The sequence below is a fragment of the Kitasatospora sp. NPDC004669 genome (genome assembly GCF_040609455.1).
Classification (GTDB): domain Bacteria; phylum Actinomycetota; class Actinomycetes; order Streptomycetales; family Streptomycetaceae; genus Kitasatospora.
In genome coordinates this window covers 214,986-239,049 of the sequence record NZ_JBEXKB010000004.1, presented here as the reverse complement: position 1 = coordinate 239,049, position 24,064 = coordinate 214,986, and the positions used below count along the sequence as shown (strand labels likewise).

Here is a 24,064-nt window from a genome sequence, read left to right as displayed (position 1 = left end):
CACAGGGCGATCCCGTATCTCGGCTGACAGAGGGCACCCGCGAGGCCCTCGCCCTGGGTGGGCGAGGGCCTTCGCGTGTTCAGCGCTGCTCGTCGCGATCCTCGGGGCGGGGCATCCTGAGGGTCGCGACTACGCCGAGGGCCACGGTGGCGATCGCGAGGGCGAGCAGGGCGACGAGGATCGCGCCGACGAAGAACTTCACCGGTGCCACGCCTCGTCCCGCTCCAGGTCGCGGAGTAGGTGGAGGAGGTTGAGCAGGGTGCTCACGGGCGCGTTCCCGAAGTCGATCAGGATACGGCCGTCGAGGGTCGTCTCGCCGGCCGCGGCGGAGCCCCAGAGGAGCCCATGCGGCAGGCCGCGTCGGTGCAACTCTCCGAGGAGAGTGGTGATGTGGGGCTCGGTGTAGTCGCGCATCCGGGGGTCGTCCGGCGCGACGGGGTCTCGGGTCACGCGAGACAGTCCAGCTCGTACCAGGTGGTTTTGCCGCGCTTCTGGGGGGCGACGCCCCAGCGGTGGGTGAGGCCCTCCACGAGCTGGAGACCCCGACCCGTCTCGGCGAGGTCGTCGCGGGTGCGCGGCTGCGGGAGGGCGTCGCTCTCGTCGGAGACGGTGACCCGGAGGGTGCGGTTGACGATGGAGAACCAGACGACGGGCGCGGGGGTGCCGCCGTGCCGCCAGGCGTTGGAGATGAGCTCGCAGAGGGCGAGTTCGGCGTTGAAGATGGTCTCGGCGTCCCAGCCGTTGCGGGTCATGGCGTCTCGCAGGGCCTGCCGGGAGAGGGTGAGCGAGGGGGTGTTACGGATGCACACGGGAACCTCCGTGAGGCTGTGGTGTGGGGAGAGGAGACGACGGTCGTCGCCGTGAGCCAGGCCGGGATGCGGCTGCTCTTCGGCGCGCGGGCAGCAGGCGCCTACTGCCATGAGTGCAGGCATTACTGACGATCCGTCGGATCGAGCTGAGAATGACGATAGCGCATCGGGGCTTAACGTTAAGCTCGATGCGCGAAGGTTCCCCCGATGGAGTCATGGCCACCCCTGCGCGCGGCACGGCAGACTGGCGCCTGTACCGGCAGAAAGGACGCCATGGCCAACCGCCAGAACCCGACCCTTCGCCAGCGTCGGCTCGGCGCTGAACTGCGGAGGATGCGAGAGCAGGCCGGCTTCGCAGGCAGCCACCTCGCCCGTTTGCTCGGTGTGACTCCAGCTCTGGTGACGCAGATGGAGAACGGGAAGTCCGCCGTCAGCGTGGAGCGCCTGCACGAGATCGCGGAGGCTTGCATGTGCGCCAACGCGCCCTTGGTCGACACGCTCGCCGGGATGGCCAGGGAGCGAGATCGGGCCTGGTGGGATGAGTATCGCAACGCCCTCACAGCCGCCCCCATTGATGTGGCGGAAATGGAGGGACATGCGAAGAGGCTCAAGAGCTTCAACATCGGCTTCATCCCGGGGCTGCTTCAGACGGTCCCCTATGCCGCCGCCGTGTTCGCGAGAGGTTTCACTCCTCTCCCCGGTCGCGAGGTCGATCGCAGGGTGGGGTTCCGCCTGCGGCGGCAGCAAACTATTCGATCCGGTGAAACGCCGTACGTTGCACTGGTCCACGAGGCAGCGCTGCGAATTCAGTACGGCGGCCCCGCAGTACTCAGGGAACAGCTTGGTTCCCTCGTCGAAGACTCCGAGCTTCCGGGAGTCTCGCTGCGAGTCGTACCGTTCGATACGGCCGACTTCCCTGGCCCCAGCGAGAACCTGATCTACGCGGAGGGGCCAGTGCCGGAGCTGGATACGGTCCAGGCTGACTCGTCCCACGGCTCCCACATCTTCGACTCGCCCGCCCAGCTGGCGGGCTATCGCGCAATCTTTGAGCGCATCGAAGCCGTCGCGCTCCCGGAGAGCGAGTCGCGAGATTACATTCGCTCGATCATGAAGGAACTGAACGACAGGTATGAATAGCTCCGAGTGGCAGAAATCCAGCTTCAGCGAAGCAGCCAGCAACTGCGTCGAGGTACGCGCACGTGAAGGGGTGATCGAGCTCCGCGAGTCCGACGAGGGCGACGTCATCGTCCGGACCACCCGCCTCAACCTCGCCGACTTTCTCCAGGGCGCCAAGGCCGGCGAGTTCGACCACCTGATCACCACCCCCTGAGCGAGAGGCCCCCGCGCCCGCCACCCCGGGGGCGCGGGGGCCTCCCGCCGTCCGAAAGCTCCGGGGGTCAGACCTCACGGACCCCGGAGCGCCAGACCGCCGCCGTCAGCGGCACGCCCGGCCGGTACGCCAGGTGCACGTGCGAGGGCGCGTCCAGCAGCAGCAGGTCCGCGCGCGAGCCGACCGCGACCGTCCCCACGTCACTGCGCCGCAGCGCGTGCGCGCCGCCCGCCGTGGCCGCCCAGACGGCCTCGTCCGGGGTCATCCCCATCTCCCGCACCGCCACCGCGATGCAGAACGCCATCGAACTCGTGAAGCTGGAGCCCGGGTTGCAGTCGGTGGACAGCGCCACCACCGCGCCCGCGTCCAGCAGCCGCCGCCCGCTCGGGTACTCGGCGCGGGTGGAGAACTCCGCCCCCGGCAGCAGGGTCGCGACCGTCGCCGAACCGGCCAGCGCCGCCACGTCCTCGTCCGTCAGATGGGTGCAGTGGTCCGCCGAGGCGGCCCCCAGCTCCACCGCGAGCTGCACGCCGGGCCCGTAGGTGAGCTGGTTGGCGTGCACCCGGGGCGTGAGGCCCCGCTCGATCCCTGCCGTCAGGACGGCCCGCGCCTGGTCGCCGTCGAAGGCGCCCTTCTCGCAGAACACGTCCACCCAACGGGCGTGCGGCGCGCAGGCGTCCAGCATCTCGCCGGTGACCAGGTCGACGTAGCCGGCCGGGTCCTCGGCGTACTCGGGGGCCACGATGTGCGCGCCCAGGTACGTCGTCTCCGGGGTGTACCCAGCAGCGATCCGCAGCGCCCGGGCCTCGTCCTCGACCGTCAGCCCGTAGCCGGACTTGCACTCGATGGTGGTGGTGCCCTGCCGCAGCGCCTCCCGGACGAACCCCGCTACGTTCGCCTCCAGCTCGGCATCACTCGCCGCCCGGGTGGCCGCCACCGTGGTGCGGATGCCGCCCGCCGAGTAGGACTGCCCGGACATCCGGGCGTTGAACTCGGCGGTGCGGTCGCCCGCGAACACCAGGTGGGCGTGCGAGTCGACGAAGCCGGGCAGCAGCGCCCGGCCCTCGGCGTCGAAGCGCTCGTCCGCCGCAGGGGCCTGCGCCGCCGGGCCGACCCAGGCGACGGTGTCACCGTCGACCACCACGGCCGCGTCGGCCAGCAGGCCGAGCGGCCCGGTGCCGTGTCCGGGGTCGTTGGTGACCAGGCTGCCGATGCCCGTGATCAAGGTGGTCCTGGTGCTCAAGACAACGCCTTCCGAAGGGAATTGGACAAGTTGGACGAGGAGGGAATCAGTGGCTGAGCGCGCCGATCGCGGAGCGCAGCGCACCCGGCACGTCGGACACCAGCTGGTGCACGCCGTCCCGGACGACGTGCCGCCCGCCGACCACCACGTGCCGCACGTCCGCCGCCGAGGCCGCGAAGACCGCGGTCTCCGCGCCGAGCCGCGGCGGCGGGCCCGCCGTACGGACGGTGTCCAGCGCGATCGCCGTGAAGTCGGCGAGCGCCCCGGCCTCGATCCGCCCGGCCTCGGGCCAGCCCAGCGAGGCGTGCCCGTCCTCCCCGCCGGCCCGCAGCAGCGCGTTGGCCGTCCAGTGGCCGCGGGTCCGGGTGCGCAGCCGCTCGTCCAGCTCCAGCGCGCGGGCCTCCTCGAACGGGTCGATCACCGCGTGGCTGTCGCTGCCCAGGGTGATCGGGCTGCCCGCCGAGGCGAGCCGGCGGGCCGGGCCGATGCCGTCCGCGAGGTCCCGTTCGGTGGTGGGGCACATGCAGACGGTGGTGGCGGAGTCGGCGAGGAGCTTGACGTCCTCGTCGGTGAGGTGGGTGGCGTGCACGGCCGAGGTGCGCGGGCCGAGCGCGCCGTGGTCGGCGAGCAGCCGGGTCGGGGTGACGCCGTGCGCGGCGAGGCAGGCGTCGTTCTCGGCGGTCTGCTCGGACAGGTGGACGTGCAGCGGCGCCTTGCGCATCGCCGCCCAGTGCGCGACGGTGCCCAGCTGCTCGGCCGGGACGGCCCGGACCGAGTGGATGGCGGCGCCGATCCGGGCGTGCTCGCGCGGCTTGAGCGCGTCCGCCCGGACCGCCCAGGCCTCGGCGTCGCCGTCACTGAACCGCAGCTGCGGCTGCGTCGGCTCGGCGCCGAAGCCGGAGGACAGGTAGCAGGTGTCCAGCAGGGTGATCCGGATGCCGGCCCGGGCGGCGGCCTCGATCAGCGCCTCGCCCATCGCGTTGGGGTCGGTGTAGCGGGCGCCGCCGGGCGCGTGGTGCAGGTAGTGGAACTCGCCGACGGCGGTGATCCCGGCGAGCGCCATCTCGGCGTAGACGGCGGTGGCGAGCTCCAGGTAGCTGTCCGGGTCGAGCGCGCCGGCGAACCGGTACATGGTGTCGCGCCAGGTCCAGAAGGTACCGGAGCCGACCTGGACGTGCCCGCGCAACGCCCGGTGGAAGGCGTGCGAGTGGGCATTCGCCTGGCCGGGCAGCAACAGCCCGTCGAGGCGGACGGCGCCGGGCGGGCAGGGTCCGCTCTCCGGGGTCACGGCGGTGATCCGGCCGTCGGGGCCGGTGGCGATCAGCACGTTCTGCTCGACCACCGGCCCGTCGGGGTGCGGCAGCCAGGCGTACTGCGCCCAGTAGGTCACCGGGGTCGGTGCGGTCAGCGACACGCCAGGTCCTCCAGTACGTCGGCGAGAGCGGCGACCCCGGCCAGGCAGTCGGCCTCCTCGGCGTGTTCGGCCGGGGAGTGCGAGACACCGGTGGGGTTGCGCACGAACAGCATGGCGGTCGGGATGACGGACGCCAGGATGCCGGCGTCGTGTCCCGCGCCGGTCGGCAGCACCGGGGCGTCGAGCAGCTTGGCGAGCCGGTCGCGCAGCGGGCCGTCGAAGTCCACCACCGGGGTGTAGGACTCGCGGGTCAGCTCGACCCGGACGCCGTCGCGCTCGCCGCGCTCGGCGGCGGCCCGCTCGATCTCGCCGACCAGTTCGGTGAGGGTGCGCTCGTCGGCGGCCCGGGAGTCCAGCCAGCCGCGCACCAGCGAGGCGATCGCGTTGGTGCCGTTGGGCTCGACCGCGACCTTGCCGAAGGTGGCCAGCGCGCCCGCCAGCTTCGCCTTCTTGCGGGCGGCGAGCACGGTGTTGGCGAAGGTCAGCATCGGGTCGCGGCGGTCCTCGATCCGGGTGGTGCCGGCGTGGTTGGCCTCACCGTGGAAGTCGAACCGCCAACGGCCGTGCGGCCAGATCGCGCTGGCCACGCCGACCGGCTGCCCCTCGGCGAGGTGGCGGCCCTGCTCGACGTGGAGTTCGACGAAGGCGCCGATCCGGGCCAGCCGCTCGTCGTCCGCGCCGATCGCGGTCGGGTCGTAGCCGGCCTTCTCCATCGCGTCGGGCAGTCGGCGGCCGTCGGCGTCGCGCAGCTCGTACGCGGCCTCACGGGAGAGCACCCCGGAGGTCAGCCGCGAGCCGATGCAGGCCACGCCGAACCGGGCGCCCTCCTCGTCACCGAAGTTGACGATCGCCAGGGGGCGGGTGAAGTCCGCCCCCCGGCCGCGGAGTTCGTCCAGCGCGGCGAAGGAGGAGACCACCCCGAGCGGGCCGTCGAAGGCGCCGCCGTCCGGGACGGAGTCCAGGTGCGAGCCGGTGACGATCGCCCCCGGGGCGGTCGGGTCGCCCAGCCAGGCCCACTGGTTGCCGTTGCGGTCCAGCTCGTACGTCAGGCCGCGGCTGCGGGCCTGCTGCTCGAACCAGGCGCGGCACTCGGCGTCCGCGGAGTTCCAGGCGAAGCGGCGGTAGCCGCCGGAGGAGGCGGAGCGGCCCACGGGGAGCAGCTCCGCCCACATCTCTTCGAACGAAGAAACCGTCACAGCTCACCCATGGGAACGCGCACGCCACGCTCGGCGGCGACCTCGGTGGCGCGGTCGTAGCCGGCGTCCACGTGCCGGATGACGCCCATGCCCGGGTCGTTGGTGAGCACCCGGCGGATCTTCTCCCCGGCCAGCGCGGTGCCGTCGGCGACGGTGACCTGGCCGGCGTGGATCGAGCGGCCGATGCCGACGCCGCCGCCGTGGTGGATGGAGACCCAGGAGGCGCCGGAGGCCACGTTGACCATGGCGTTGAGCAGCGGCCAGTCGGCGATCGCGTCCGAGCCGTCCAGCATCGCCTCGGTCTCGCGGTACGGGGAGGCCACCGAGCCGCAGTCCAGGTGGTCGCGGCCGATCACGATCGGGGCGGACAGCTCGCCGGAGGCGACCATGTCGTTGAAGCGCTCACCGGCCTTGTCGCGCTCGCCGTAGCCGAGCCAGCAGATGCGCGCGGGCAGGCCCTGGAAGTGCACCTTCTCCTGGGCCATCTTGATCCAGCGGGCCAGCGACTCGTTCTCCGGGAAGAGGTCGAGGACGGCCTTGTCGGTCTTGTGGATGTCCTGCGGGTCGCCGGACAGCGCCGCCCAGCGGAACGGGCCCTTGCCCTCGCAGAACAGCGGACGGATGTACGCCGGGACGAAGCCGGGGAAGGCGAAGGCGCGGTCGTAGCCGGCCAGCTGGGCCTCACCGCGGATCGAGTTGCCGTAGTCGAAGACCTCGGCGCCGCGGTCCAGGAAGCCGACCATCGCCTCGACGTGCTTGGCCATCGACTCGCGGGAGCGCTGGGTGAACTCGGCGGGCTTGGCGGCCGCGTAGTCGGCCATGTCCTCGAAGGCCACGCCGACCGGCAGGTAGCTGAGCGGGTCGTGGGCGCTGGTCTGGTCGGTGACGATGTCGATCGGCGCGTCCATCGCGAGCAGCTGCGGGACCAGCTCGGCGGCGTTGCCCAGCACACCGATGGAGAGCGGCTGCCTCTTGTCGCGGGCGGCGGTGGCGAGCTCCAGCGCGTGCGGGAGGTCCTTGGCCTCGACGTCCAGGTAGCGGTGCTCGATCCGGCGGGCGATCCGGGACGGGTCGCAGTCGATGCAGATCGCCACGCCGCCGTTCATGGTGACGGCCAGCGGCTGGGCGCCGCCCATCCCGCCGAGGCCGGCGGTGAGGGTGATGGTGCCCTCCAGCGTGCCGTTGAAGCGCTTGTTGGCGACGGCGGCGAAGGTCTCGTAGGTGCCCTGGAGGATGCCCTGGGTGCCGATGTAGATCCAGGAACCGGCGGTCATCTGGCCGTACATGGTGAGCCCGAGGCTCTCCAGGCGGCGGAACTCCTCCCAGTTGGCCCAGTCGCCGACCAGGTTGGAGTTGGCGATGAGCACGCGCGGCGCCCACTCGTGGGTCTGCATCACGCCGACCGGCCGACCGGACTGGACCAGCATGGTCTCGTCCTGCTTCAGCCCCTGCAGCGTCTTCACCATGGCGTCGAAGGAGCGCCAGTCGCGGGCGGCCTTGCCGGTGCCGCCGTAGACCACCAGCTTCGACGGGTGCTCGGCCACCTCGGGGTCGAGGTTGTTCATCAGCATCCGCAGGGCGGCCTCCTGCTGCCACCCCTGCGTCGTGAGTCCCGTCCCGCGCGCCGCGCGCACCTCTCGCGGCCCGCTCGTCTGCTGCTGCACCATGTCCCGGCCTCCCTGCGGATGGATTCATTCAAGCTCGGTTCGGCTGAATATATCCAATCATTCAGCCTTCGACCAGACCTGAACCCATCCGATCAACGCCCGAGTCCGAACGCCTGCCAGCCGTACTCTGAGGTCGAAAACACCAGCCACTCGGCCCAGCAGAGGACGCCATGGCAACCACCCCGGTACAACCAGGAAAGCTGCGTCGCGCTGCGGAAGAGATCGAGCAGCTCGCCGGGCTGCGGGTCGAGGTCATCGGAGGGGCGCTACTGATGTCGCCGCCCCGCCGTGGCAAGCACGCTGGGACGGTTCGACGCCTACGCGAACGAATCGGATCACAGCTGCCGGTCGGCCTCGGCGCATACGAGTCGTCGTCCACCGCACTGCCGGACGACGAGGACGACTACGCCACCCCCGACCTGCTCGTACTGCCCTCCGCCTGGGAGGACGAGGACGACTGGCTGGCTGAACCGTGCGGTATCGCTCTCGCCGTCGAGGTGGCCCCCGGCCCGTCGCGCATCAATCACATCGCGACCAAGACCAACTGGTACGCGATCGCAGGCGTGCCGGTCCTCCTCGCGGTCGACCCCCGCAAGGGCGCCTGGACACTCCACACCCGCCCCCGCGACGGCGCGTACCAGGGCGTCCTGCACGGCGAGTACGGCGAGCCCGTCCCACTGCCGTCGCCACTGTCCGCCGAGCTGGACACCTCCGATCTTCCGCTGTCCGCCCCCCGCAGCTAGGTCAGGCCGCCTCGTCCCCGTCCCAGTCGATGCCGATCTCGGCCAGCCAGCGGCGGTCGGCGGCGTCGGGGGCGGGCGGGGACGGCGGACGGGGGATGTTCTGGACGGGGCCGAGGCCGTACTTCTCGGCTGCGGCGGCCGCGCGGGCGTCGGGTTCGATGACGCCGACGTGGACGGCGGACTCGTCGCCCGGGTCGAGGACGGTCAGTTCGGGTTCGGGCAGGCGCCGCAGGGTGACGCGGCGTCCGCAGGTGGGGCAGGACCATTCGTCAGCGCCCGAGGCCAGGCGGGCGACGAACTTCATCTCGTGGATCACGCGCATGGGCGGCACCCCCTGCTGTAGGGGATGCCCGGGTTCGTGTCGAGTACTCCCCCGGCCGTTGTTCCAAGCCGCTCGATCGACGCCGCGGCTACTCCAGGCCGCGCCTACTCCAAGCTGTTCCTATTCCAAGCTGTGCCTATTCCAAGAACAGGCCACGCGCCGCCGCCGACTGCTCGATCGCCTCCAGCCGCGCCTCCGCGCCCGGGAGTTCGTCGCACATGGTCTGCAGCAGCACCCGGCCGAGCATCATCGGCGCGCAGGCGGTGTCGAAGACCAGCCCGGTGCCGACAGCCGCGGGCAGCATCAGATCGGAGAGCTTGGCAACCGGCGAGAAGGCGCTGTCGGCCACGGTGAGCACGGTCAGCCCGCACTCGCGGGCCACCGCCAGCGCGTCCATCAGCTCCCGCGGGTAGCGCGGCAGCGCGAAGCAGAGCAGCGCGGTGGCCCCGGCCGCGGTGGCCTGTTCCAGCCGGTCGGCGAGCATGCTGCCACCCTCGTCCAGCAGCCGGATGTCCGGGTGCACCTTGGAGGCGAAGTACGCGAAGCCGCGCGCCTGCGCCGAGGCGGCCCGCAGGCCGAGCACCGGCAGCGGGCGGGAGGCGGCGAGCAGCCGGGCGGCCCGGGTGATCGGCTCGGGGTCGGCGAGCAGCTCGGCGAGGTGGCGCAGGTGCTCGATCTCGGCGAGCACGGCCTGCTGGTGCTCGTTGCGTACCGCGTCGGCCGGGGTCTCCGGCGCGGCCGGCTCGCCCGCGCCGAGTTCGCGCAGCTGTCTGCGCAGCGCCGGGTAGCCGTCGTACCCGAGCGCGACCGCGAAGCGGGTGACGGAGGGCTGGCTCACCCCGGCGAGTTCGGCCACCTCGACGCTGGAGAGGAACGGCGCCTCGGTGGCGTGCCGGACCAGCGAGTGCGCGATCCGCCGCTGGGTGGGCGTCAGCCGGTGGCCTTCGAACATCTGCAGCAGCCGGGCGGAGGGACCGACGGTGCCGGCCTCGTCGATGGCGGTCATCTGATACCTCCGGATGCGAGCGGTTCGAACGACGACTGTGCAGCAGCGCGACGCGCCTGGCAAAGACGTCTCGCACGACGGGACGCCCCGTGAGACGTCCCGGAGATCGGACAGCGGGCCGACCCGGGACCGACGGGGTTCGGGGTAACCCTGATTTCTCCCTGAGCCCGCCCGGATTCCCCCCGCGAACGGATGGACCGGGATCCGCGGCGGCCCCACCCTAAGGGCATGGACACTCGCCAGGACGATCTGCGGCACGATCTCGACGCCACCCTGCAGGCCCGCAAGGAACTCGGCAAGGAGTACGAGAACGAACTCGTGGACTCCTTCATGAAGCGCCTCGACGCCCGCCTGGACGCCCGGGTCGAGCGCTCGGTCGCCGAGCGGATGGACGACTACGCGCCCTCCCACCGGGACCGGGGCCGCGACCGGGACCGCCGCGGCTGGGCCCCCGTCCGGTCCGGCAACCGCCTGGCGGTGCTCTCGCTGGCCTTCGGCATCCCGCTGACCGCCATCGCCGCCAGCCCCGAAAGCGGCGGGTTCGCCGGCCTGCTGGCCTGCTGGGCGGGCATCGTCGGGGTCAACTTCGCGGCCGCGCTGGGCAACCGCCGCGACCGCCGGGACCAGCGGCCGCGGGGCGACTGGGACTGAGCCCCCGTCACCCCGCGCCCACGGCACCTCAGGCCAGCGGCCCGGTGACCCGCTCCACGGCCCGCACCAGGTCACCGGAGGCGACCAGCGCGGCGGCGGCCTCCAGGTCCGGCGAGAGGAAGCGGTCCCGGCCGGCGCCGCCGACCCCCGCCTCGCGGGCGGCGGCCAGCGCGGCCGCAGTGGCCGGGGCCGGTCGGCCGGCCGATTCGGCCTGCTGGCGGATCTCCAGCGCGCGGGCCGCGGCGGTCAGTTCGACGGCCAGGATCCGGCCGAGGTTCTCCACCGCCTGACGCAGCTTGCGGGCGGCCGACCAGCCCATCGACACGTGGTCCTCCTGCATCGCGGAGGAGGGGATCGAGTCGACCGAGGCCGGGACGGCGAGCCGCTTGTTCTCGCTGACCAGCGCCGCCTGGGTGTACTGGGCGATCATCAGGCCGGAGTCCACGCCCGGGTCGTCGGCCAGGAAGGCCGGCAGGCCGTGCGAGCGGGCCTTGTCGAGCAGCCGGTCGGTGCGGCGCTCGGAGATCGAGCCGAGGTCGGCGGCCGCGATGGCGAGGAAGTCCAGCACGTACGCGACCGGCGCACCGTGGAAGTTGCCGTTGGACTCCACCCGGCCGTCCGGCAGCACCACCGGGTTGTCCACCGAGGCGGCCAGCTCGCGCGAGGCGACCAGCTGGGCGTGCGCCAGGGTGTCCCGGCCGGCCCCGGCCACCTGCGGGGCGCAGCGGATCGAGTAGGCGTCCTGGACCCGCGGCGCGTCGTCCTGGTGGTGGCCGGTGAGGCCGGAGCCCTTGAGCACGGCCAGCATGTTGGCCGCGCTCAGCGCCTGGCCGGGGTGCGGGCGGATCGGGGCGTGCAGCTCGGGGGCGAGCACCTTGTCGGTGCCGAGCAGCGCCTCCAGGGTCATCGCGGCGGTGATGTCGGCGGTGGTGAACAGGCGGCTGAGGTCGGCGATGGCCATCACCAGCATGCCGAGCATGCCGTCGGTGCCGTTGATGAGGGCCAGGCCCTCCTTCTCCAGCAGCTCGACCGGCTCGATGCCGGCGGCGGCCAGCAGCTCGGCGACGGGCTTCTCCACCCCGTCCGGGCCGGTGGCGGTGCCCTCGCCCATCAGCACCAGCGCGCAGTGCGACAGCGGCGCGAGGTCACCGGAGCAGCCGAGCGAGCCGAACTCCCGGACCACCGGGGTGATGCCGGCGTTGAGCAGGGCGGCCATGGTCTGCGCGACCAGCGGCCGTACGCCGGTACGGCCGGAGGCCAGCGTCTTCATCCGCAGGAACATCAGCGCGCGGACCACCTCGCGCTCGACCGCCGGGCCCATGCCGGCCGCGTGCGAGCGCACCAGCGAGCGCTGGAGCTGGGCGCGCAGCTCGGGGCTGATGTGCCGGACGGCGAGCGCGCCGAAGCCGGTCGACACGCCGTAGACGGGGCGCGGCTCAGCCGCGAGGGCGTCGATCCGCGCGCGGGCGGCCGCCATCTCGGCGAGCGCGTCAGGACCGATCTCGACCCGGGCATTGCCCCGGGCGACGGCCAGCACGTCGTCCGCGCTGACGTCGGCCTTGCCGACCTGGACCAGCGGAGCGTCGGGGGCCACAGCACTGTGCATATCCATATACACAATCACAGCAGGTGAATGAAGATATGACAACAGCTGCCCACCATCCGGATTCTCCGCCTTCCGGACCGGCGCCGCACGCCGCAGCCCCCGACCGCCCCTTCCGCACGCCTACCGCCCGAGTTCGGCCTCGATCAGGTCGGCCGCCCGGGCGGTGCCGCCCTCGGCCCGGCCGGCGGCGGACAGCTCCTCCAGCCGACCTCGACCTGGCCGTCGAACTGGTCTACGGCCCGCTCTACTACCGCTGGCAGTACCGGCTCGGCCCGCTCACCCACGAGCACGCCGACCGCCTGGTCGACGCCGCCCTACGGGCCCTCAACCCGCCTGCGGCTAGCGGCCGTTCCGACGTCTGACCGCGTACACCAGCAGCACGACGACCAGCAGGACCACCAGCGCCGCGACGGCGAACCAACCGAACACCGCGTCCAGCGCCCGCCCGACGACGCTGCGGCGGACCTTCCGGGTGCGCCGCGACGCGGCGTGGTCCGTGATCCGGTGCGCCCGCAGGCCCGCCCGCAGCTGCGGCGCCCGCTCAGGCGTCGCCCGTACCGGCGTCGGACCCGTCCGGCCGTCCTGGACCGCCCGGTCCGCCGACGACACCACCGACACCACCGACGCCGCCGACGCCGGGGCGGCCGTCGCCACCCCGCCGCCGAGCACCAGCACCCCGGCCACCGCCGCGCCCACCAGCCGTCCGCCCACCGCCGCCCCCGCTCCCAGGTCCCCCGTCACCTTCCCACCGGCCCGGCCACCGACGGCAGGCCTCACCCCGAACCGCGACCCAGCCGCGACACCCCGGTCACCGAACCGGCACATCCCCGCGCCGACCCGCCGCCGTCGCCACGGCAACCGGGAGGCCACGCCCGGCACGGGAACCGGGCGTCAAGGAACAGTCGGATCGGGCGGGTCGCCCGACGCCCGGCCTCCCCCGGGGCCTCACATCACCGGCGGCGAGGCCGCACCCGCCAGCGCCACCGCGACCAACGCCCGCATCGTGCAGGCGACTTGTCCCAGCGGCAGGGTCGCGTCGTCGGCGAACAGCTCCACCAGCCAGCCCCCGGCCGCGTTCTGCCCGCCGGCCGCGACCATCCCCCGGTAGCCGGAGACGACCAGCATCGCCTCCTCCGCCGGGTCGTTACCCGCCGCACCCGCGCGCAACGCGAAGGCGCCGCCCCGGACCGCGCGACGGGTCATCGGGTAGTGGCGCAGGTCGAAGACCGCGTCCGGGGCCTCGATCTGGGCCCGCTGGGTCTCGGCGCGGGTGCTGCTGGGGCCCCTGGTCATCCGGAAGACGGCGTGCTGGGCGGTGCGCATCAGCTGGGAACCGGGCGGGACGTAGGAGACCCACCAGCCGACCGCGTCGAGCAGCCGGGCGGAGGTCTCGGCGACCACGACCAGCTTGCCCAGGGTGTCGGCGGGGTGGACGGCCCGGGCGGCGGCGGCATGGTCGAGGGCGGCGAGGACGGCGGTGAGCAGCTGGCCGGGGTCGGCGCTGTGGGCGGCTCCGCGGAAGCGCCGCCGGTCGGCCGTACCGACCCGCCCGCCGGGGCCGCGGCGGCCGTCGGCGCGGTGGTGGGGGTCGGCGGCGTCGGCGAGCAGCACGGTGGGGTCGGGCGAGAAGCCGGGGCCGTGGCTGCGCCCGGCGACCACGGGGTGGGCGGCGCGGGCGGCCTTGGCCCGGTACTGGGCGGCGTCGGCGAGCCGGAAGAGCCGGTCGGGGGTGGTCACCGGCCCGATGGAGTCCCCGGTGGAGGCGACGCCGCAGGCGACCCCGTCACCCTCGGACAGCGCCAGCGCCCGCGCACACAGCTCCTCGGCGACGGCGACCACCTCGTCGGCCTTCTGCCCCTCCGTCAGCAGGCAGAACTCGTCCCCGCCGAGCCGGGCGGCCAGGCTGCCGGGCAGCTTGGCGGCGGCCAGCGACAGCTGGTGGGCGAAGCGCTCCAGCAGCCGGTCGCCCATCTCGTGGCCGAGCTGGTCGTTGACCCGCTTCAGCCCGTTGACGTCGCAGACCACCAGCGAGACCACGGTGTCGTCCCGGTTGTGCGCCTCCAGCGCGGTCTCCAGCCGGGCGTCGACCGCGCGCCGGTTGGCCAGGCCGGTGAGCGGGTCGGAGAAGGCGAGCTTGCGCAGGTCGGCCAGGCGCTCGGTCTGGGCGAGCCCGGCCGAGATCTGGGCGGCGAGCAGGGTCGCGTAGTCGGCGTCGGCCTCGGTGAACTCGGGCATCCCGATCGAGCGGGCGAGGTAGAGCTCGCCCCAGGCCTGCCCGTGCAGCACGATCGGCGCGACCACGCAGCAGGCCCGGCCGCGCCGGCGCAGCGCCGCGGCGCGTTCCCGGCAGTACGCGCCGGCGGTCGGGTGCGCGTGTCCGGCGTGCGGTTCGGTGTTCTCGGCGGTCTGCACCCAGGCGCGCGGCAGGCGCCCGGTGGTCCAGCGCTCCTCCAGGTAGGTGACGATCTCCGGGAAGTCCGCGACCGGGTACGACTCGTCCTCCGGCAGCCCCTCCTCGCCGGGGGCGAGCTCCCCGTGGTTGACCAGCACCCGCAGTCGGCCGGACTCGCGGTCCCAGACCGAGACGGCGGTCATGGTGGCGCCGAGCGCCTCGGTGGCCCGGGCGGCGGCGGCCCGGACGGCCTCCAGCGGGGTGAGCGCGCCGGCCATGTCCTGGGCGAGTTCGACCACCGCCTGCAGCCTCAGGTCGGGCAGCGGGTCGGGGCGGCGCGGGCCATCGCAGTCGCAGCCGCGGTCCGTCATGATCGCCTCACTGCTCACCGGCTCGCCTCGCTCCCTGTGCTCGGTCCTGCCAGACCCCCGAAGCCGATCGCACCCGTCCGGCTGCTTGCACCAAGACTATGGCGATTTCGTTTGGTTATGCCCCGTTTGCCCGGACGGACCTGCGGCGGACCGTACGACTTTCAACCGTTCGGCCACCCGGAGACCCTCACCCGAGCCCCTCACCCGGGGAGAGCACCCGCCCGCTAGTCCGCCTTCAGCCGCCGCGACAGCAGCCACGGCTCGACCAGCCCCAGCCCCCGCACCGGCCGCCGCCACATCGGCTGCAGGTGGAACCGGGCCCCCGCGTCCGGCCCCGGCATCGGCAGCCCGGAGGCCGGCATCCCGGCGGCCACCGAGAGCGCCTCCGCCAGGCCCGGCCCCTCCGAGTCGGCCGGGGCGACGCTGCCGTTCTGCTCCAGCGCGGCGGCGAACTGCCCGTCGATCAGCACCGCGTCCTTGGGCGCGATCGAGGTGAGCCGACTGGCCAGGTTCACCGTGGTGCCGAAGACGTCGCCCATCCGCTGGGTGACCGTCCCGAAGGCCATGCCGACCCGCAACGCCGGGATGGTGTCGTCCTCGGCCAGCGCCTCGATCAGGCTCAGCGCGATCTCGGCGGCGGTCGCCGGGTCCTCGGAGACGTAGAGGATCTCGTCGCCGAGGGTCTTGATCACCCGGCCGCCCTGCCCGACGATCAGGTCGGAGCAGGTGTTCTCGAAGGTCTCGACCAGTTCGCCGAGTTCCTCCTCCTCCAGCCGCCGCGACAGCCGGGTGAAGCCGACCAGGTCCGCGAAGCCGACCGCGAGCCGACCGCTGGTGATCTCGTGGTCCTCGGCCGCCTGCACCACCCGGCCGGTGACGGCGGCCAACTGCCGCCGCCAGACGTACACCAGGAACTGCTCCAGCTCCGGCAGCAGCAGCTCGACCAGCGGGTACGCGACGTCGGCGCGGGTCAGCCCGGGTTCGGCGGACTGGGTGAGGTTCTCCAGGAAGGTGTCCATCTGCCAGCCGGCCAGCCGGGCCGTGGTCTGGCCGGTGGAGCGGGCCACCTGGATCGCCATCGACTCGCTGAGCAGCCCGGACTCGACCAGGCCGGCGAGGCGCCGCAACGCGATCACGTCGCCGTCGGTGAGAGCCCGGGACTGCCCGATGTCGGGGAAGCCCATGGCCCGCCAGAAGCGGGTGGCCAGCTCCATCGGGACGTCGGCGGCGCGCGCGGCCTGGTACGGGGTGTAACGGCGTGGCGCGTCCAGGATCAGGCGTTCCAGTTCGAGCGCGACCGTGGGGTCGTGGGTGCCCGCCGTCCCGCTGCTGCCGTCCTCTGCCACCGGTCCGTCCCCGTGCGGTTGCCGCACTTGCCTCGTGTCCTACCTGTCCGGGCGCCCCGCCCGCCACCCTGGCGGGCAGTGGCGCGCCTCACACCGCTGCCAGGTGGAATGTTCGCACGGAATCCCGTGATCCGGGGCATCCGCCCGAGTCAAGGAGAGGTGAAGAGTGCCGTTCAGGGGGCTTCGGGGCGGACGTGGACCACGTCCCCCGCGCCGACCGCCCGGCGCGCGCCGTCGGGGGTTCGGACCACCAAGCGGCCGTCCCCGTCGATCGCCACCGCCTCGCCGACCAGCTCGCGGTCGCCCGGCAGGTGCACCTTCACCTGGCGGCCGAGCGTGGTGCAGCGGTCCACGTAGGCGCGCATCAGGTCGCTCGCGTGCGGGTCCCCGGCCGCGGCCGTCCACTCGCCGTACAGCCCGGCGAACTCGCGCAGCAGGGCGCGCAGCAGGACGGAGCGGTCGGTGGTCTCGGCGCCGGCCAGCGCGAGCGAGGCGGCGGTGGGGACGGGCAGCTCCTGCTCGCGCAGCGAGACGTTCAGGCCCATCCCGCACACCACCGCGCCGCCGCTCAGCTCGGTGAGGATCCCGCCGAGCTTGCGCTCCGCGCCGGCGATCTCCACCTGTAGGTCATTGGGCCACTTCAGTCCGACCTCGATCCCGGCCACCCGGCCGAGCGTGCTCGCCGCGGCCACCCCGACCAGGATCGGCAGCCAGCCGTACCGCTCGACCGGCACCCCCTCGGGGCGCAGCAGGAAGGACAGGAACAGCCCGGAGCGGGCCGGGGCGCTCCACTGCCGGTCCAGCCGCCCGCGCGCGGCGCTCTGCGCCTCGGCGACCAGCACCGCCCCCTGCGGCGCGCCGGCCCGGGCCCGCTCGGCGAGGTCGGTGTTGGTGGAGCCGGTCTCGGCGACGACGTCCAGCGAGGTCCAGAGCCCGCCCGGGACGACCAGGTCCCGTCGCAGCGTCGCCTGGTCCAGCGGCGGCCGGTCCAGGTCGGTCCAGGGGGACGGTCCGGTACGGCCGAAGCCGCGCAGTCCGCTGCGGCGGGGGGTGTCGGGTGCGGTCATGGTCAGCACACTAGAGGCGTAGTCCGCCTTATCGTCTCGCATAACGCTCGTTAACACACTGTGTCGATGGCCATAACGCCAGGACATGACGCATAGCCCTGCGCGCTGGCTACGCTACTCAACGGTAGTTCGCAGCGCCGCCCTGCCCTCATGCGCGAGCCCCCGTCCCCGGCCCGCGCGCAATCGAACAGGTCGCGGCCCATGATCAGGGAGAGCCACCGGATGACCGAGGCGCCGTACGACCCCCACACCACCGCCGGCAAGCTCGCCGACCTGCGGCGCAGGCTGGACGAGGCGGTGCATTCCGGCTCGTCCAAGGCCGTGGAGAAGCAGCACGCCAAGGGCAAGCTGACCGCCCGCGAGCGGGTCGTGGAGCTGCTGGACGAGGACTCCTTCGTCGAGTTCGACGAGTTCGCCCGGCACCGCTCGACCAACTTCGGCCAGGAGCGGAACCGCCCCTACGGCGACGGCGTGGTGACCGGCTACGGCACCATCGACGGCCGTCAGGTCGCGGTCTTCGCCCAGGACTTCACCGTCTTCGGCGGCTCGCTCGGCGAGGTGTTCGGCGAGAAGATCGTCAAGGTGATGGACTTCGCGCTGAAGACCGGCTGCCCGGTCATCGGCATCAACGACTCCGGCGGCGCCCGGATCCAGGAGGGCGTGGTCTCGCTCGGCCTCTACGGCGAGATCTTCCGCCGCAACGTGCACGCCTCGGGTGTCATCCCGCAGATCTCGCTGATCATGGGCCCCTGCGCCGGCGGCGCGGTCTACTCCCCCGCGATCACCGACTTCGTGGTGATGGCCGACCAGACCTCGCACATGTTCATCACCGGCCCGGACGTGATCAAGACCGTGACCGGCGAGGACGTCGGCATGGAGGAGCTGGGCGGCGCGCGCACCCACAACACCAAGTCCGGTAACGCGCACTACCTGGCGACGGACGAGAAGGAGGCGATCGAGTACGTCAAGAGCCTGCTCTCGTACCTGCCCTCCAACAACCTGAGCGACCCGCCGTCCTACCCGGAGCAGGCCGATCTCTCGATCACCGCCGAGGACCTCGAACTCGACACGATCGTGCCGGACTCGGCGAACCAGCCGTACGACATGCGCAAGGTGATCGAGCACATCGTCGACGACGGCGAGTTCCTGGAGACCCAGCCGCTGTACGCGGGCAACATCATCACCGGCTTCGGCCGGGTCGAGGGCCACGCGGTCGGCATCGTCGGCAACCAGCCGATGGACCTGGCCGGCTGCCTGGACATCAACGCCAGCGAGAAGGCCGCGCGCTTCATCCGCACCTGCGACTCCTTCAACATCCCGGTGCTGACCTTCGTCGACGTGCCCGGCTTCCTGCCCGGCACCGAGCAGGAGTGGGACGGCATCATCCGCCGCGGCGCCAAGCTGATCTACGCCTACGCCGAGGCCACCGTCCCGCTGATCACCGTGATCACCCGCAAGGCCTTCGGCGGCGCGTACGACGTCATGGGCTCCAAGCACCTGGGCGCCGACCTCAACCTGGCCTGGCCGACCGCACAGATCGCGGTGATGGGCGCGCAGGGCGCCGTCAACATCCTGCACCGCCGGGAGATCGCCGAGGCCGAGGCGGCCGGCAACGTCGAGGAGAAGCGGGCCGAGCTGATCGCCTCGTACGAGGACACCCTGCTGAACCCGTACCTGGCGGCCGAGCGCGGCTACGTCGACGCGGTGATCGCCCCGAGCGAGACCCGTCGGCACATCGTCCGGGGCCTGCGGGCACTGCGTGGCAAGCGCGAGGTGCTGCCGCCCAAGAAGCACGGCAACATCCCCCTGTAGGCCCAATCCCTGTCGGGAGAGAACCAGCCATGTCCCCGATCCACGTGCTGCACGGGCAGCCGACCCCCGAGGAGCTCGCCACCGTCCTGGCGGTGGTCCAGGCCCGGGCCGCCGCCGCGCAGGCCGCCGCCGAGGCGGCGCGTCTGGCCGGCGTCGGCCCGGCCTCCCCCTGGAGCGACCGCTCCCGTCTGCTCCGCCCCGCCGTCCGCCCGGGCGTCAACGCCTGGCGGACCTCGGGCTGGGCGCACTGATCCACCGGGAGTGGGAAGTCGGCGGGTCCGACTTCCCACTCTGTGACTCGCCCGCTATGCCCGAAACCTGAGTACGGATACTCAGGCGCCCACGCCCCGGCGCGGCGCACTCTGGACGGGTGCTCTGGTCAGACCCTCGCGATGAGCCCTCGCCCGAGGCCCGCCGCATGCAGGAACGGATGCAGCGGGCCGGCAAGGTGCTCGCCACCCTGGTGCTGGTGGGCGCCGTCCTGATCATGCTCTCCCGGTCGTTCACCTGAGCCGTTCACCCGAACGGCGGACACCGGCACCCCCTACCCTGGTGGGCATGACCGACCCGCGCCCCCTCGTCCTCGCCTCCGCCTCCCCCGCCCGCCTCGGGTTGCTGCGCCAGGCGGGTCTCGACCCGCGCGTGGTGGTCAGCGGCGTCGACGAGGACGCGATCAGCGCCGCCACCCCCGCCGAGCTCGCCCTCGTCCTGGCCGAGGCCAAGGCGAAGGCCGTCGCCGCCGAACTGACCGGCGGCGAGCTGGTGATCGGCTGCGACTCCGTCCTGGAGCTGGACGGCGAGGCCCTCGGCAAGCCCGCCGACGCCGCCGAGGCGCTGGCCCGCTGGCAGTCGATGCGCGGCCGCGCCGGCGTGCTGCGCACCGGCCACTGCGTGATCGACACCGTGACCGGCCGGCAGTCCTCGGCCACCGCCTCCACCACGGTCCGCTTCGGCACCCCGGACGACGAGGAGATCGCCGCCTACGTGGCCTCCGGCGAACCGCTGTACGTGGCCGGGGCGTTCACCCTGGACGGCCGCTCGGCGCCGTTCATCGACGGCATCGACGGCGACCCGGGCAACGTCATCGGCCTGTCCCTGCCGCTGCTCCGCCGCCTGCTCGCCGACCTCGGCGTCCGGCTGGTCGATCTCTGGGCCTGACGCTCGGGCCGATCTGTGGACCGGGCGACCGGGCGACCTGCCGCACCCGGCAGTCGCACCTCTAAGCTGACCGGCGTTCGAACGGGGAGGGAACGCGGCGATGACCGACGACGTGCTCAACGTGGTGCTCGGCCTGGTGGCCAGCGCCATCAGCGCCGGCCTGGGCTGGCTCGCCCAGGCCCTGCGGCGGCGCCGCAGGGTCGAACGGGTGCGGGCCTTCCTCGGGCTGCCGTCCGGCAGCGAGTGCCTGATCGTGGTGCCCCGCAGCATCGGGACGGGCTCGCACGCGAACACCGTGACCCGCCGGGACGCGTACGCGCTGATGTGGCTGGCCGGGCTGGTCGAGGAGTGCGGCGCCCGGCCCGAACTGGTCGCCCACGACGCCGCGCACCGCGGCCTGGGCGCCAAGACCGAGCTATGCCTGGGCGGTCCCGTCAGCAACGACCGGATGGCCGCCCACGTGGCCTGGGGCCTGCCGGGCGTGACCGTCGCCTCCGGCCCCGGCCCGGGCAGCAACGTGATCGTGGTGGGCGGCCACGACTACACCGCCGACCAGGACCAGGTGCACACCCTGCTGGCCCGGATCGCCACCCCGGACGGCGGCCGCCCGGTGTTCCTGATCTCCGGCCAGACCGGCACCGCCAACCAGGCCGGGGTGCGCTACCTGGTCTCCCACCACCGCGAACTCGCCCGCGAGTACGGGCAGAATGGGACGTTCGCGCTCATCCTGAAGGTGGTCAACCCCAACGCGTACGGGCCGGACATGGTGGAGCTCGCCGCCGACGTCACCGCCGAGGCACTGCGGCGCCCCGCCCCCGCCTCGACCACGGCTTAAGCGGGCTGCGGGAAGGTGTGTCCCATGACACCGTCCCGCCACGCCGCCGCCCGGTCACCCGACGTCGACCACAGCGGTCCCAACCCACCGGCCGCGACCTGCGAAGTCCCCGAAAGGGCGGCATCGGGGGCCGCGATTGCCATCACCGAGCGTGTGGGATAGTTCACAACCTGGGGCTACTCGCCGGTACTGCCCAGGAATCCATAAACTCAACGAGGTTCAAGAAGGGAGCCACAGTGCGCAAGGTGCTCATCGCCAACCGCGGGGAAATCGCCGTCCGCGTCGCCCGGGCCTGCTCGGACGCCGGTATCGCCAGCGTCGCCGTCTACGCCGAGCCGGACCGGGATGCGCTGCACGTCCGCGCGGCCGACGAGGCTTACGCGCTGGGCGGTGACACCCCCGGCACCAGTTACCTGGACATCGCCAAGGTCCTCAAGGCCGCCGAGGACGCCGGCGCCGACGCCGTCCACCCCGGCTACGGGTTCCTGTCGGAGAACGCCGACTTCGCCCAGGCCGTCATCGACGCGGGTCTGACCTGGATCGGCCCGCCGCCGCAGGCCATCCGCGACCTCGGTGACAAGGTCACCGCCCGCCACGTCGCCCAGCGCGCCGGCGCCCCCCTGGTGGCCGGCACCCCGGACCCGGTCTCGGGCGCCGACGAGGTCGTCGTCTTCGCCCGGGAGCACGGCCTGCCGGTCGCCATCAAGGCGGCGTTCGGCGGCGGCGGCCGCGGCCTCAAGGTCGCCCGCACCCTGGAGGAGATCCCGGAGCTGTACGAGTCGGCGGTCCGCGAGGCGGTCGCCGCCTTCGGCCGCGGCGAGTGCTTCGTCGAGCGCTACCTGGACAACCCGCGGCACGTGGAGACCCAGTGCCTCGCGGACAAGCACGGCAACGTGGTGGTCGTCTCCACCCGTGACTGCTCGCTGCAGCGCCGGCACCAGAAGCTGGTCGAGGAGGCGCCCGCGCCGTTCCTGACCCCGGAGCAGAACGCCGAGCTGTACCGCGCGTCCAAGGCCATCCTGAAGGAGGCCGGCTACGAGGGCGCCGGGACCTGCGAGTTCCTGGTGGCGATGGACGGCACGATCTCCTTCCTGGAGGTCAACACCCGTCTGCAGGTGGAGCACCCGGTCACCGAGGAGGTCACCGGGATCGACCTGGTCCGCGAGATGTTCCGGATCGCCGACGGCGAGGAGCTCGGCTACGGCGACCCGGAGGTGCGCGGCCACTCCTTCGAGTTCCGCATCAACGGCGAGGACCCGGGCCGCAACTTCCTGCCCGCGCCCGGCACCGTGACGCTGTTCGCCCCGCCGTCCGGCCCGGGTGTGCGCCTGGACTCCGGCGTGGAGACCGGCTCGGTCATCGGCCCCGCCTGGGACTCGCTGCTGGCCAAGCTGATCGTCTCCGGCCGCGACCGCAAGCAGGCCCTGGAGCGCGCCAAGCGCGCGCTGAACGAGTTCAAGGTCGAGGGCATGGCCACCGCCATCCCGTTCCACCAGGCGGTCGTCACCGACCCGGCGTTCGCGCCCGAGGTGCACGGCAGCGACGAGCCGTTCACGGTCTACACCCGCTGGATCGAGACCGAGTTCAACAACACCATCCCGGCGTTCGCGGGCGCGGCCGGCGAGGCCGAGGAGGCCGAGACCCGGGAGACCGTGGTCGTCGAGGTCGGCGGCAAGCGGATCGAGGTCTCGCTGCCGTCCTCCCTGGGCGTCGCGGCGGCCCCGGCGGCCGGTGCCACGGGTGCGGCCAAGGCCAAGCGCCGGGTGGGCGCCAAGAAGGCCGGCTCGGCCGTCAGCGGTGACACCCTGGCCTCGCCGATGCAGGGCACCATCGTCAAGGTCGCCGTCGAGGAGGGCCAGGTCGTCGCCGAGGGCGAGCTGATCGTGGTCCTGGAGGCGATGAAGATGGAGCAGCCGCTGAACGCCCACAAGTCGGGCACCATCGTCGGCCTCAAGGCCGAGGTGGGCGCGAGCGTCAGCAGCGGCGCCGCGCTGTGCGAGATCAAGGACTGACGCGAGGTCCGTCAGCCACCGACCGGTCCGTACGCCCTTCGGGGTGTGCGGACCGGTCGCGTTCTCCGGTCGTACGGGGGACGGGCTCAGCGCCCACGCGGCAGACCCAGCTCGGCCAGCCGGACCGGCATCCCGCCCGGGCCGACCGGCCCGCCGTGCGCGCCGGGGCGGCGCTGGGCGGGCAGCGGGGCGCCGCCGGGGGCCGGGGCGGGCCGGCGGCCCATCGGGCCGGGCTGGGTCTGGTGGACCGGGCCGCTGCCGGTGCCGTGCACCGGGGCGTCGCCGCCGGAGCCCGCGCCGAACGGCGCCAGGTCGATCTGCACCCCGCAGTCGGCCAGCGCGTCCAGCTCGCGGACGGTGGCGTCGTCGGCGGTGGCCTGCTCGTCGGTGACCAGCCGGGTGATGGTCTCGGTGGCGACGGTCTGGAACATGCCGGCCGCGCCGAGCTTGGTGTGGTCGGCGAGGACGATGACCTCGGCGGCCGCCAGCACCATTGCCCGGTCCACGCTCGCGGACAGCATGTTCGCGGTCGACAGCCCGCGCTCGGCGGTCAGCCCGCTGCCGGAGATGAAGGCCTTGGTGACCCGCAGCCCCTGCAGCGACTGCTCGGCACCGCTGCCCACCAGGGCGTAGTTGGAGCCGCGCAGGGTGCCGCCGGTCATCACCACCTCGACCCGGTTGGCGTGCGCCAGCGCCTGGGCGACCAGCAGCGAGTTGGTGACCACGGTCAGGCCGGGCACCCGGGCCAGCCGGCGGGCCAGCTCCTGGGTGGTGGTGCCGGCGCCGACCACCACCGCGTCGCCCTCCTCCACCAGCCCGGCGGCGAGGTCCGCGATGGCGCTCTTCTCCGCCGCGGACAGGTGGGTCTTCTGCGGGTAGCCGGGTTCGCGGCTGAAGCCGCCGGGGAGCACCGCGCCGCCGTGCCGGCGGTCGAGGAGCCCTTCTGCCTCCAGCGCCCGCACGTCGCGACGCACGGTCACTTCGGAGGTCTGGACGACGCGGGCCAACTCCCGGAGCGAGACGGCTCCGTTGGCGCGCACCATTTCGAGGATCAACTGGCGACGTTCTGCTGCAAACACAGAAC

Annotated in this window: 24 protein-coding genes and 1 pseudogene; 10 read left to right on the top strand and 15 right to left on the bottom strand. The window is 73.0% G+C overall.

All coding sequences use genetic code 11. The annotated features are described in order from the left end of the window. Positions 1-79: 79 nt before the first annotated feature. The 3 genes from ABZW30_RS05875 to ABZW30_RS05865 are packed head-to-tail and all read right to left on the bottom strand — an operon-like array spanning position 80 to position 809. Complete coding sequence (locus ABZW30_RS05875; protein WP_355669777.1) at positions 80-202, bottom strand: hypothetical protein; 123 nt, start codon at positions 200-202, stop codon at positions 80-82. Beyond that, positions 199-450, bottom strand: a complete 252-nt coding sequence (locus ABZW30_RS05870; RefSeq protein WP_355669776.1) for a hypothetical protein — start codon at positions 448-450, stop codon at positions 199-201. The genes ABZW30_RS05875 and ABZW30_RS05870 overlap by 4 nt, the downstream gene beginning before the upstream one ends. Continuing rightward, positions 447-809 (bottom strand): ATP-binding protein, encoded by a 363-nt coding sequence (locus ABZW30_RS05865; protein WP_355669775.1) that lies wholly within the window; start codon positions 807-809, stop codon positions 447-449. The genes ABZW30_RS05870 and ABZW30_RS05865 overlap by 4 nt, the downstream gene beginning before the upstream one ends. A gap of 273 nt (positions 810-1,082) precedes the next feature. Between ABZW30_RS05865 and ABZW30_RS05860 the strand changes: the two genes are divergently transcribed. Together ABZW30_RS05860 and ABZW30_RS05855 are read left to right on the top strand one after the other, a co-directional pair. Beyond that, on the top strand, positions 1,083-1,946 hold the full coding sequence (locus tag ABZW30_RS05860) for a helix-turn-helix transcriptional regulator (protein WP_355669774.1): 864 nt from the start codon (positions 1,083-1,085) through the stop codon (positions 1,944-1,946). Beyond that, positions 1,939-2,139: a DUF397 domain-containing protein gene (locus ABZW30_RS05855; protein ID WP_355669773.1), complete on the top strand. Its 201-nt coding sequence runs from the start codon at positions 1,939-1,941 to the stop codon at positions 2,137-2,139. The genes ABZW30_RS05860 and ABZW30_RS05855 overlap by 8 nt, the downstream gene beginning before the upstream one ends. Positions 2,140-2,206: 67 nt before the next feature. Here the strand turns inward: ABZW30_RS05855 and hutI are convergent, their stop codons facing one another. From hutI to hutU, 4 genes are read right to left on the bottom strand one after another with little or no spacing between them, the layout of a single operon-like run. After that, complete coding sequence (gene hutI, locus ABZW30_RS05850; RefSeq protein ID WP_355669772.1) at positions 2,207-3,382, bottom strand: imidazolonepropionase; 1,176 nt, start codon at positions 3,380-3,382, stop codon at positions 2,207-2,209. A gap of 46 nt (positions 3,383-3,428) precedes the next feature. Beyond that, positions 3,429-4,796 carry a formimidoylglutamate deiminase gene (locus ABZW30_RS05845; RefSeq protein WP_355669771.1) on the bottom strand — a complete coding sequence of 456 codons (1,368 nt, stop codon included), beginning with the start codon at positions 4,794-4,796 and terminating at the stop codon, positions 3,429-3,431. Further along, positions 4,787-5,968: an allantoate amidohydrolase gene (locus tag ABZW30_RS05840; protein ID WP_355669802.1), complete on the bottom strand. Its 1,182-nt coding sequence runs from the start codon at positions 5,966-5,968 to the stop codon at positions 4,787-4,789. Before ABZW30_RS05840 ends, ABZW30_RS05845 begins: the two co-directional genes overlap by 10 nt. 20 nt (positions 5,969-5,988) lie before the next feature. Next, complete coding sequence (hutU, locus tag ABZW30_RS05835; RefSeq protein ID WP_355669770.1) at positions 5,989-7,659, bottom strand: urocanate hydratase; 1,671 nt, start codon at positions 7,657-7,659, stop codon at positions 5,989-5,991. Between the two features lie 170 nt (positions 7,660-7,829). Here hutU and ABZW30_RS05830 point away from each other — a divergent pair, with 170 nt between their 5' ends. Continuing rightward, a complete protein-coding gene (locus ABZW30_RS05830) occupies positions 7,830-8,402 on the top strand; it encodes a Uma2 family endonuclease (protein WP_355669769.1) in 573 nt (190 codons plus the stop codon). Between the two features lies 1 nt (position 8,403). On the opposite strand, the gene ABZW30_RS05825 is transcribed toward ABZW30_RS05830, so the two are convergent. Together ABZW30_RS05825 and ABZW30_RS05820 are read right to left on the bottom strand one after the other, a co-directional pair. Next, entirely contained in the window at positions 8,404-8,724 is a 321-nt protein-coding gene (locus ABZW30_RS05825; RefSeq protein WP_355669768.1) for a hypothetical protein, read from the bottom strand. 136 nt (positions 8,725-8,860) lie between these two features. Further along, a complete protein-coding gene (locus ABZW30_RS05820; protein ID WP_355669767.1) occupies positions 8,861-9,730 on the bottom strand; it encodes a MurR/RpiR family transcriptional regulator in 870 nt (289 codons plus the stop codon). A 228-nt stretch (positions 9,731-9,958) separates the two neighbouring features. Between ABZW30_RS05820 and ABZW30_RS05815 the strand changes: the two genes are divergently transcribed. Further along, complete coding sequence (locus tag ABZW30_RS05815) at positions 9,959-10,381, top strand: hypothetical protein (RefSeq protein WP_355669766.1); 423 nt, start codon at positions 9,959-9,961, stop codon at positions 10,379-10,381. A gap of 28 nt (positions 10,382-10,409) precedes the next feature. Here the strand turns inward: ABZW30_RS05815 and hutH are convergent, their stop codons facing one another. After that, positions 10,410-11,993 (bottom strand): histidine ammonia-lyase, encoded by a 1,584-nt coding sequence (hutH, locus tag ABZW30_RS05810; protein ID WP_355669765.1) that lies wholly within the window; start codon positions 11,991-11,993, stop codon positions 10,410-10,412. A gap of 29 nt (positions 11,994-12,022) precedes the next feature. Here hutH and ABZW30_RS05805 point away from each other — a divergent pair, with 29 nt between their 5' ends. Further along, the gene (locus ABZW30_RS05805) at positions 12,023-12,349 is read left to right on the top strand and encodes a TetR/AcrR family transcriptional regulator C-terminal ligand-binding domain-containing protein (RefSeq protein WP_355669764.1); all 327 of its coding nucleotides are present in this window, start codon (positions 12,023-12,025) and stop codon (positions 12,347-12,349) included. On the opposite strand, the gene ABZW30_RS05800 is transcribed toward ABZW30_RS05805, so the two are convergent. The 4 genes and pseudogenes from ABZW30_RS05800 to ABZW30_RS05785 all read right to left on the bottom strand — a co-directional run bounded on the left by ABZW30_RS05800 (position 12,327) and on the right by ABZW30_RS05785 (position 17,163). Next, positions 12,327-12,728, bottom strand: coding sequence for a hypothetical protein (locus tag ABZW30_RS05800; protein ID WP_355669763.1), 402 nt, complete (start codon positions 12,726-12,728; stop codon positions 12,327-12,329). The genes ABZW30_RS05805 and ABZW30_RS05800 overlap by 23 nt on opposite strands. A gap of 903 nt (positions 12,729-13,631) precedes the next feature. Beyond that, positions 13,632-14,657 (bottom strand): annotated as a pseudogene (locus ABZW30_RS05795) (sensor domain-containing diguanylate cyclase); the annotation flags it as partial. Between the two features lie 317 nt (positions 14,658-14,974). Then, positions 14,975-16,096, bottom strand: coding sequence for an adenylate/guanylate cyclase domain-containing protein (locus tag ABZW30_RS05790; RefSeq protein ID WP_355669762.1), 1,122 nt, complete (start codon positions 16,094-16,096; stop codon positions 14,975-14,977). Positions 16,097-16,269: 173 nt separating this feature from the next. Further along, positions 16,270-17,163, bottom strand: a complete 894-nt coding sequence (locus ABZW30_RS05785; protein WP_355669761.1) for a biotin--[acetyl-CoA-carboxylase] ligase — start codon at positions 17,161-17,163, stop codon at positions 16,270-16,272. Between the two features lie 222 nt (positions 17,164-17,385). On the opposite strand from ABZW30_RS05785, the gene ABZW30_RS05780 reads away from it, so the two are divergent. The 5 genes from ABZW30_RS05780 to ABZW30_RS05760 all read left to right on the top strand — a co-directional run bounded on the left by ABZW30_RS05780 (position 17,386) and on the right by ABZW30_RS05760 (position 22,980). Next, on the top strand, positions 17,386-18,975 hold the full coding sequence (locus tag ABZW30_RS05780; RefSeq protein WP_355669801.1) for an acyl-CoA carboxylase subunit beta: 1,590 nt from the start codon (positions 17,386-17,388) through the stop codon (positions 18,973-18,975). A 29-nt stretch (positions 18,976-19,004) separates the two neighbouring features. Further along, the gene (locus ABZW30_RS05775; protein WP_355669760.1) at positions 19,005-19,226 is read left to right on the top strand and encodes an acyl-CoA carboxylase subunit epsilon; all 222 of its coding nucleotides are present in this window, start codon (positions 19,005-19,007) and stop codon (positions 19,224-19,226) included. Between the two features lie 307 nt (positions 19,227-19,533). Beyond that, positions 19,534-20,133, top strand: coding sequence for a nucleoside triphosphate pyrophosphatase (locus ABZW30_RS05770; RefSeq protein WP_355669759.1), 600 nt, complete (start codon positions 19,534-19,536; stop codon positions 20,131-20,133). A 100-nt stretch (positions 20,134-20,233) separates the two neighbouring features. Then, complete coding sequence (locus ABZW30_RS05765; protein WP_355669758.1) at positions 20,234-20,968, top strand: hypothetical protein; 735 nt, start codon at positions 20,234-20,236, stop codon at positions 20,966-20,968. Positions 20,969-21,204: 236 nt separating this feature from the next. Continuing rightward, entirely contained in the window at positions 21,205-22,980 is a 1,776-nt protein-coding gene (locus ABZW30_RS05760; RefSeq protein WP_355669757.1) for a biotin carboxylase N-terminal domain-containing protein, read from the top strand. Positions 22,981-23,066: 86 nt separating this feature from the next. Here the strand turns inward: ABZW30_RS05760 and ABZW30_RS05755 are convergent, their stop codons facing one another. Next, a complete protein-coding gene (locus ABZW30_RS05755; RefSeq protein ID WP_355669800.1) occupies positions 23,067-24,023 on the bottom strand; it encodes a DeoR/GlpR family DNA-binding transcription regulator in 957 nt (318 codons plus the stop codon). Positions 24,024-24,064 lie beyond the last annotated feature (41 nt).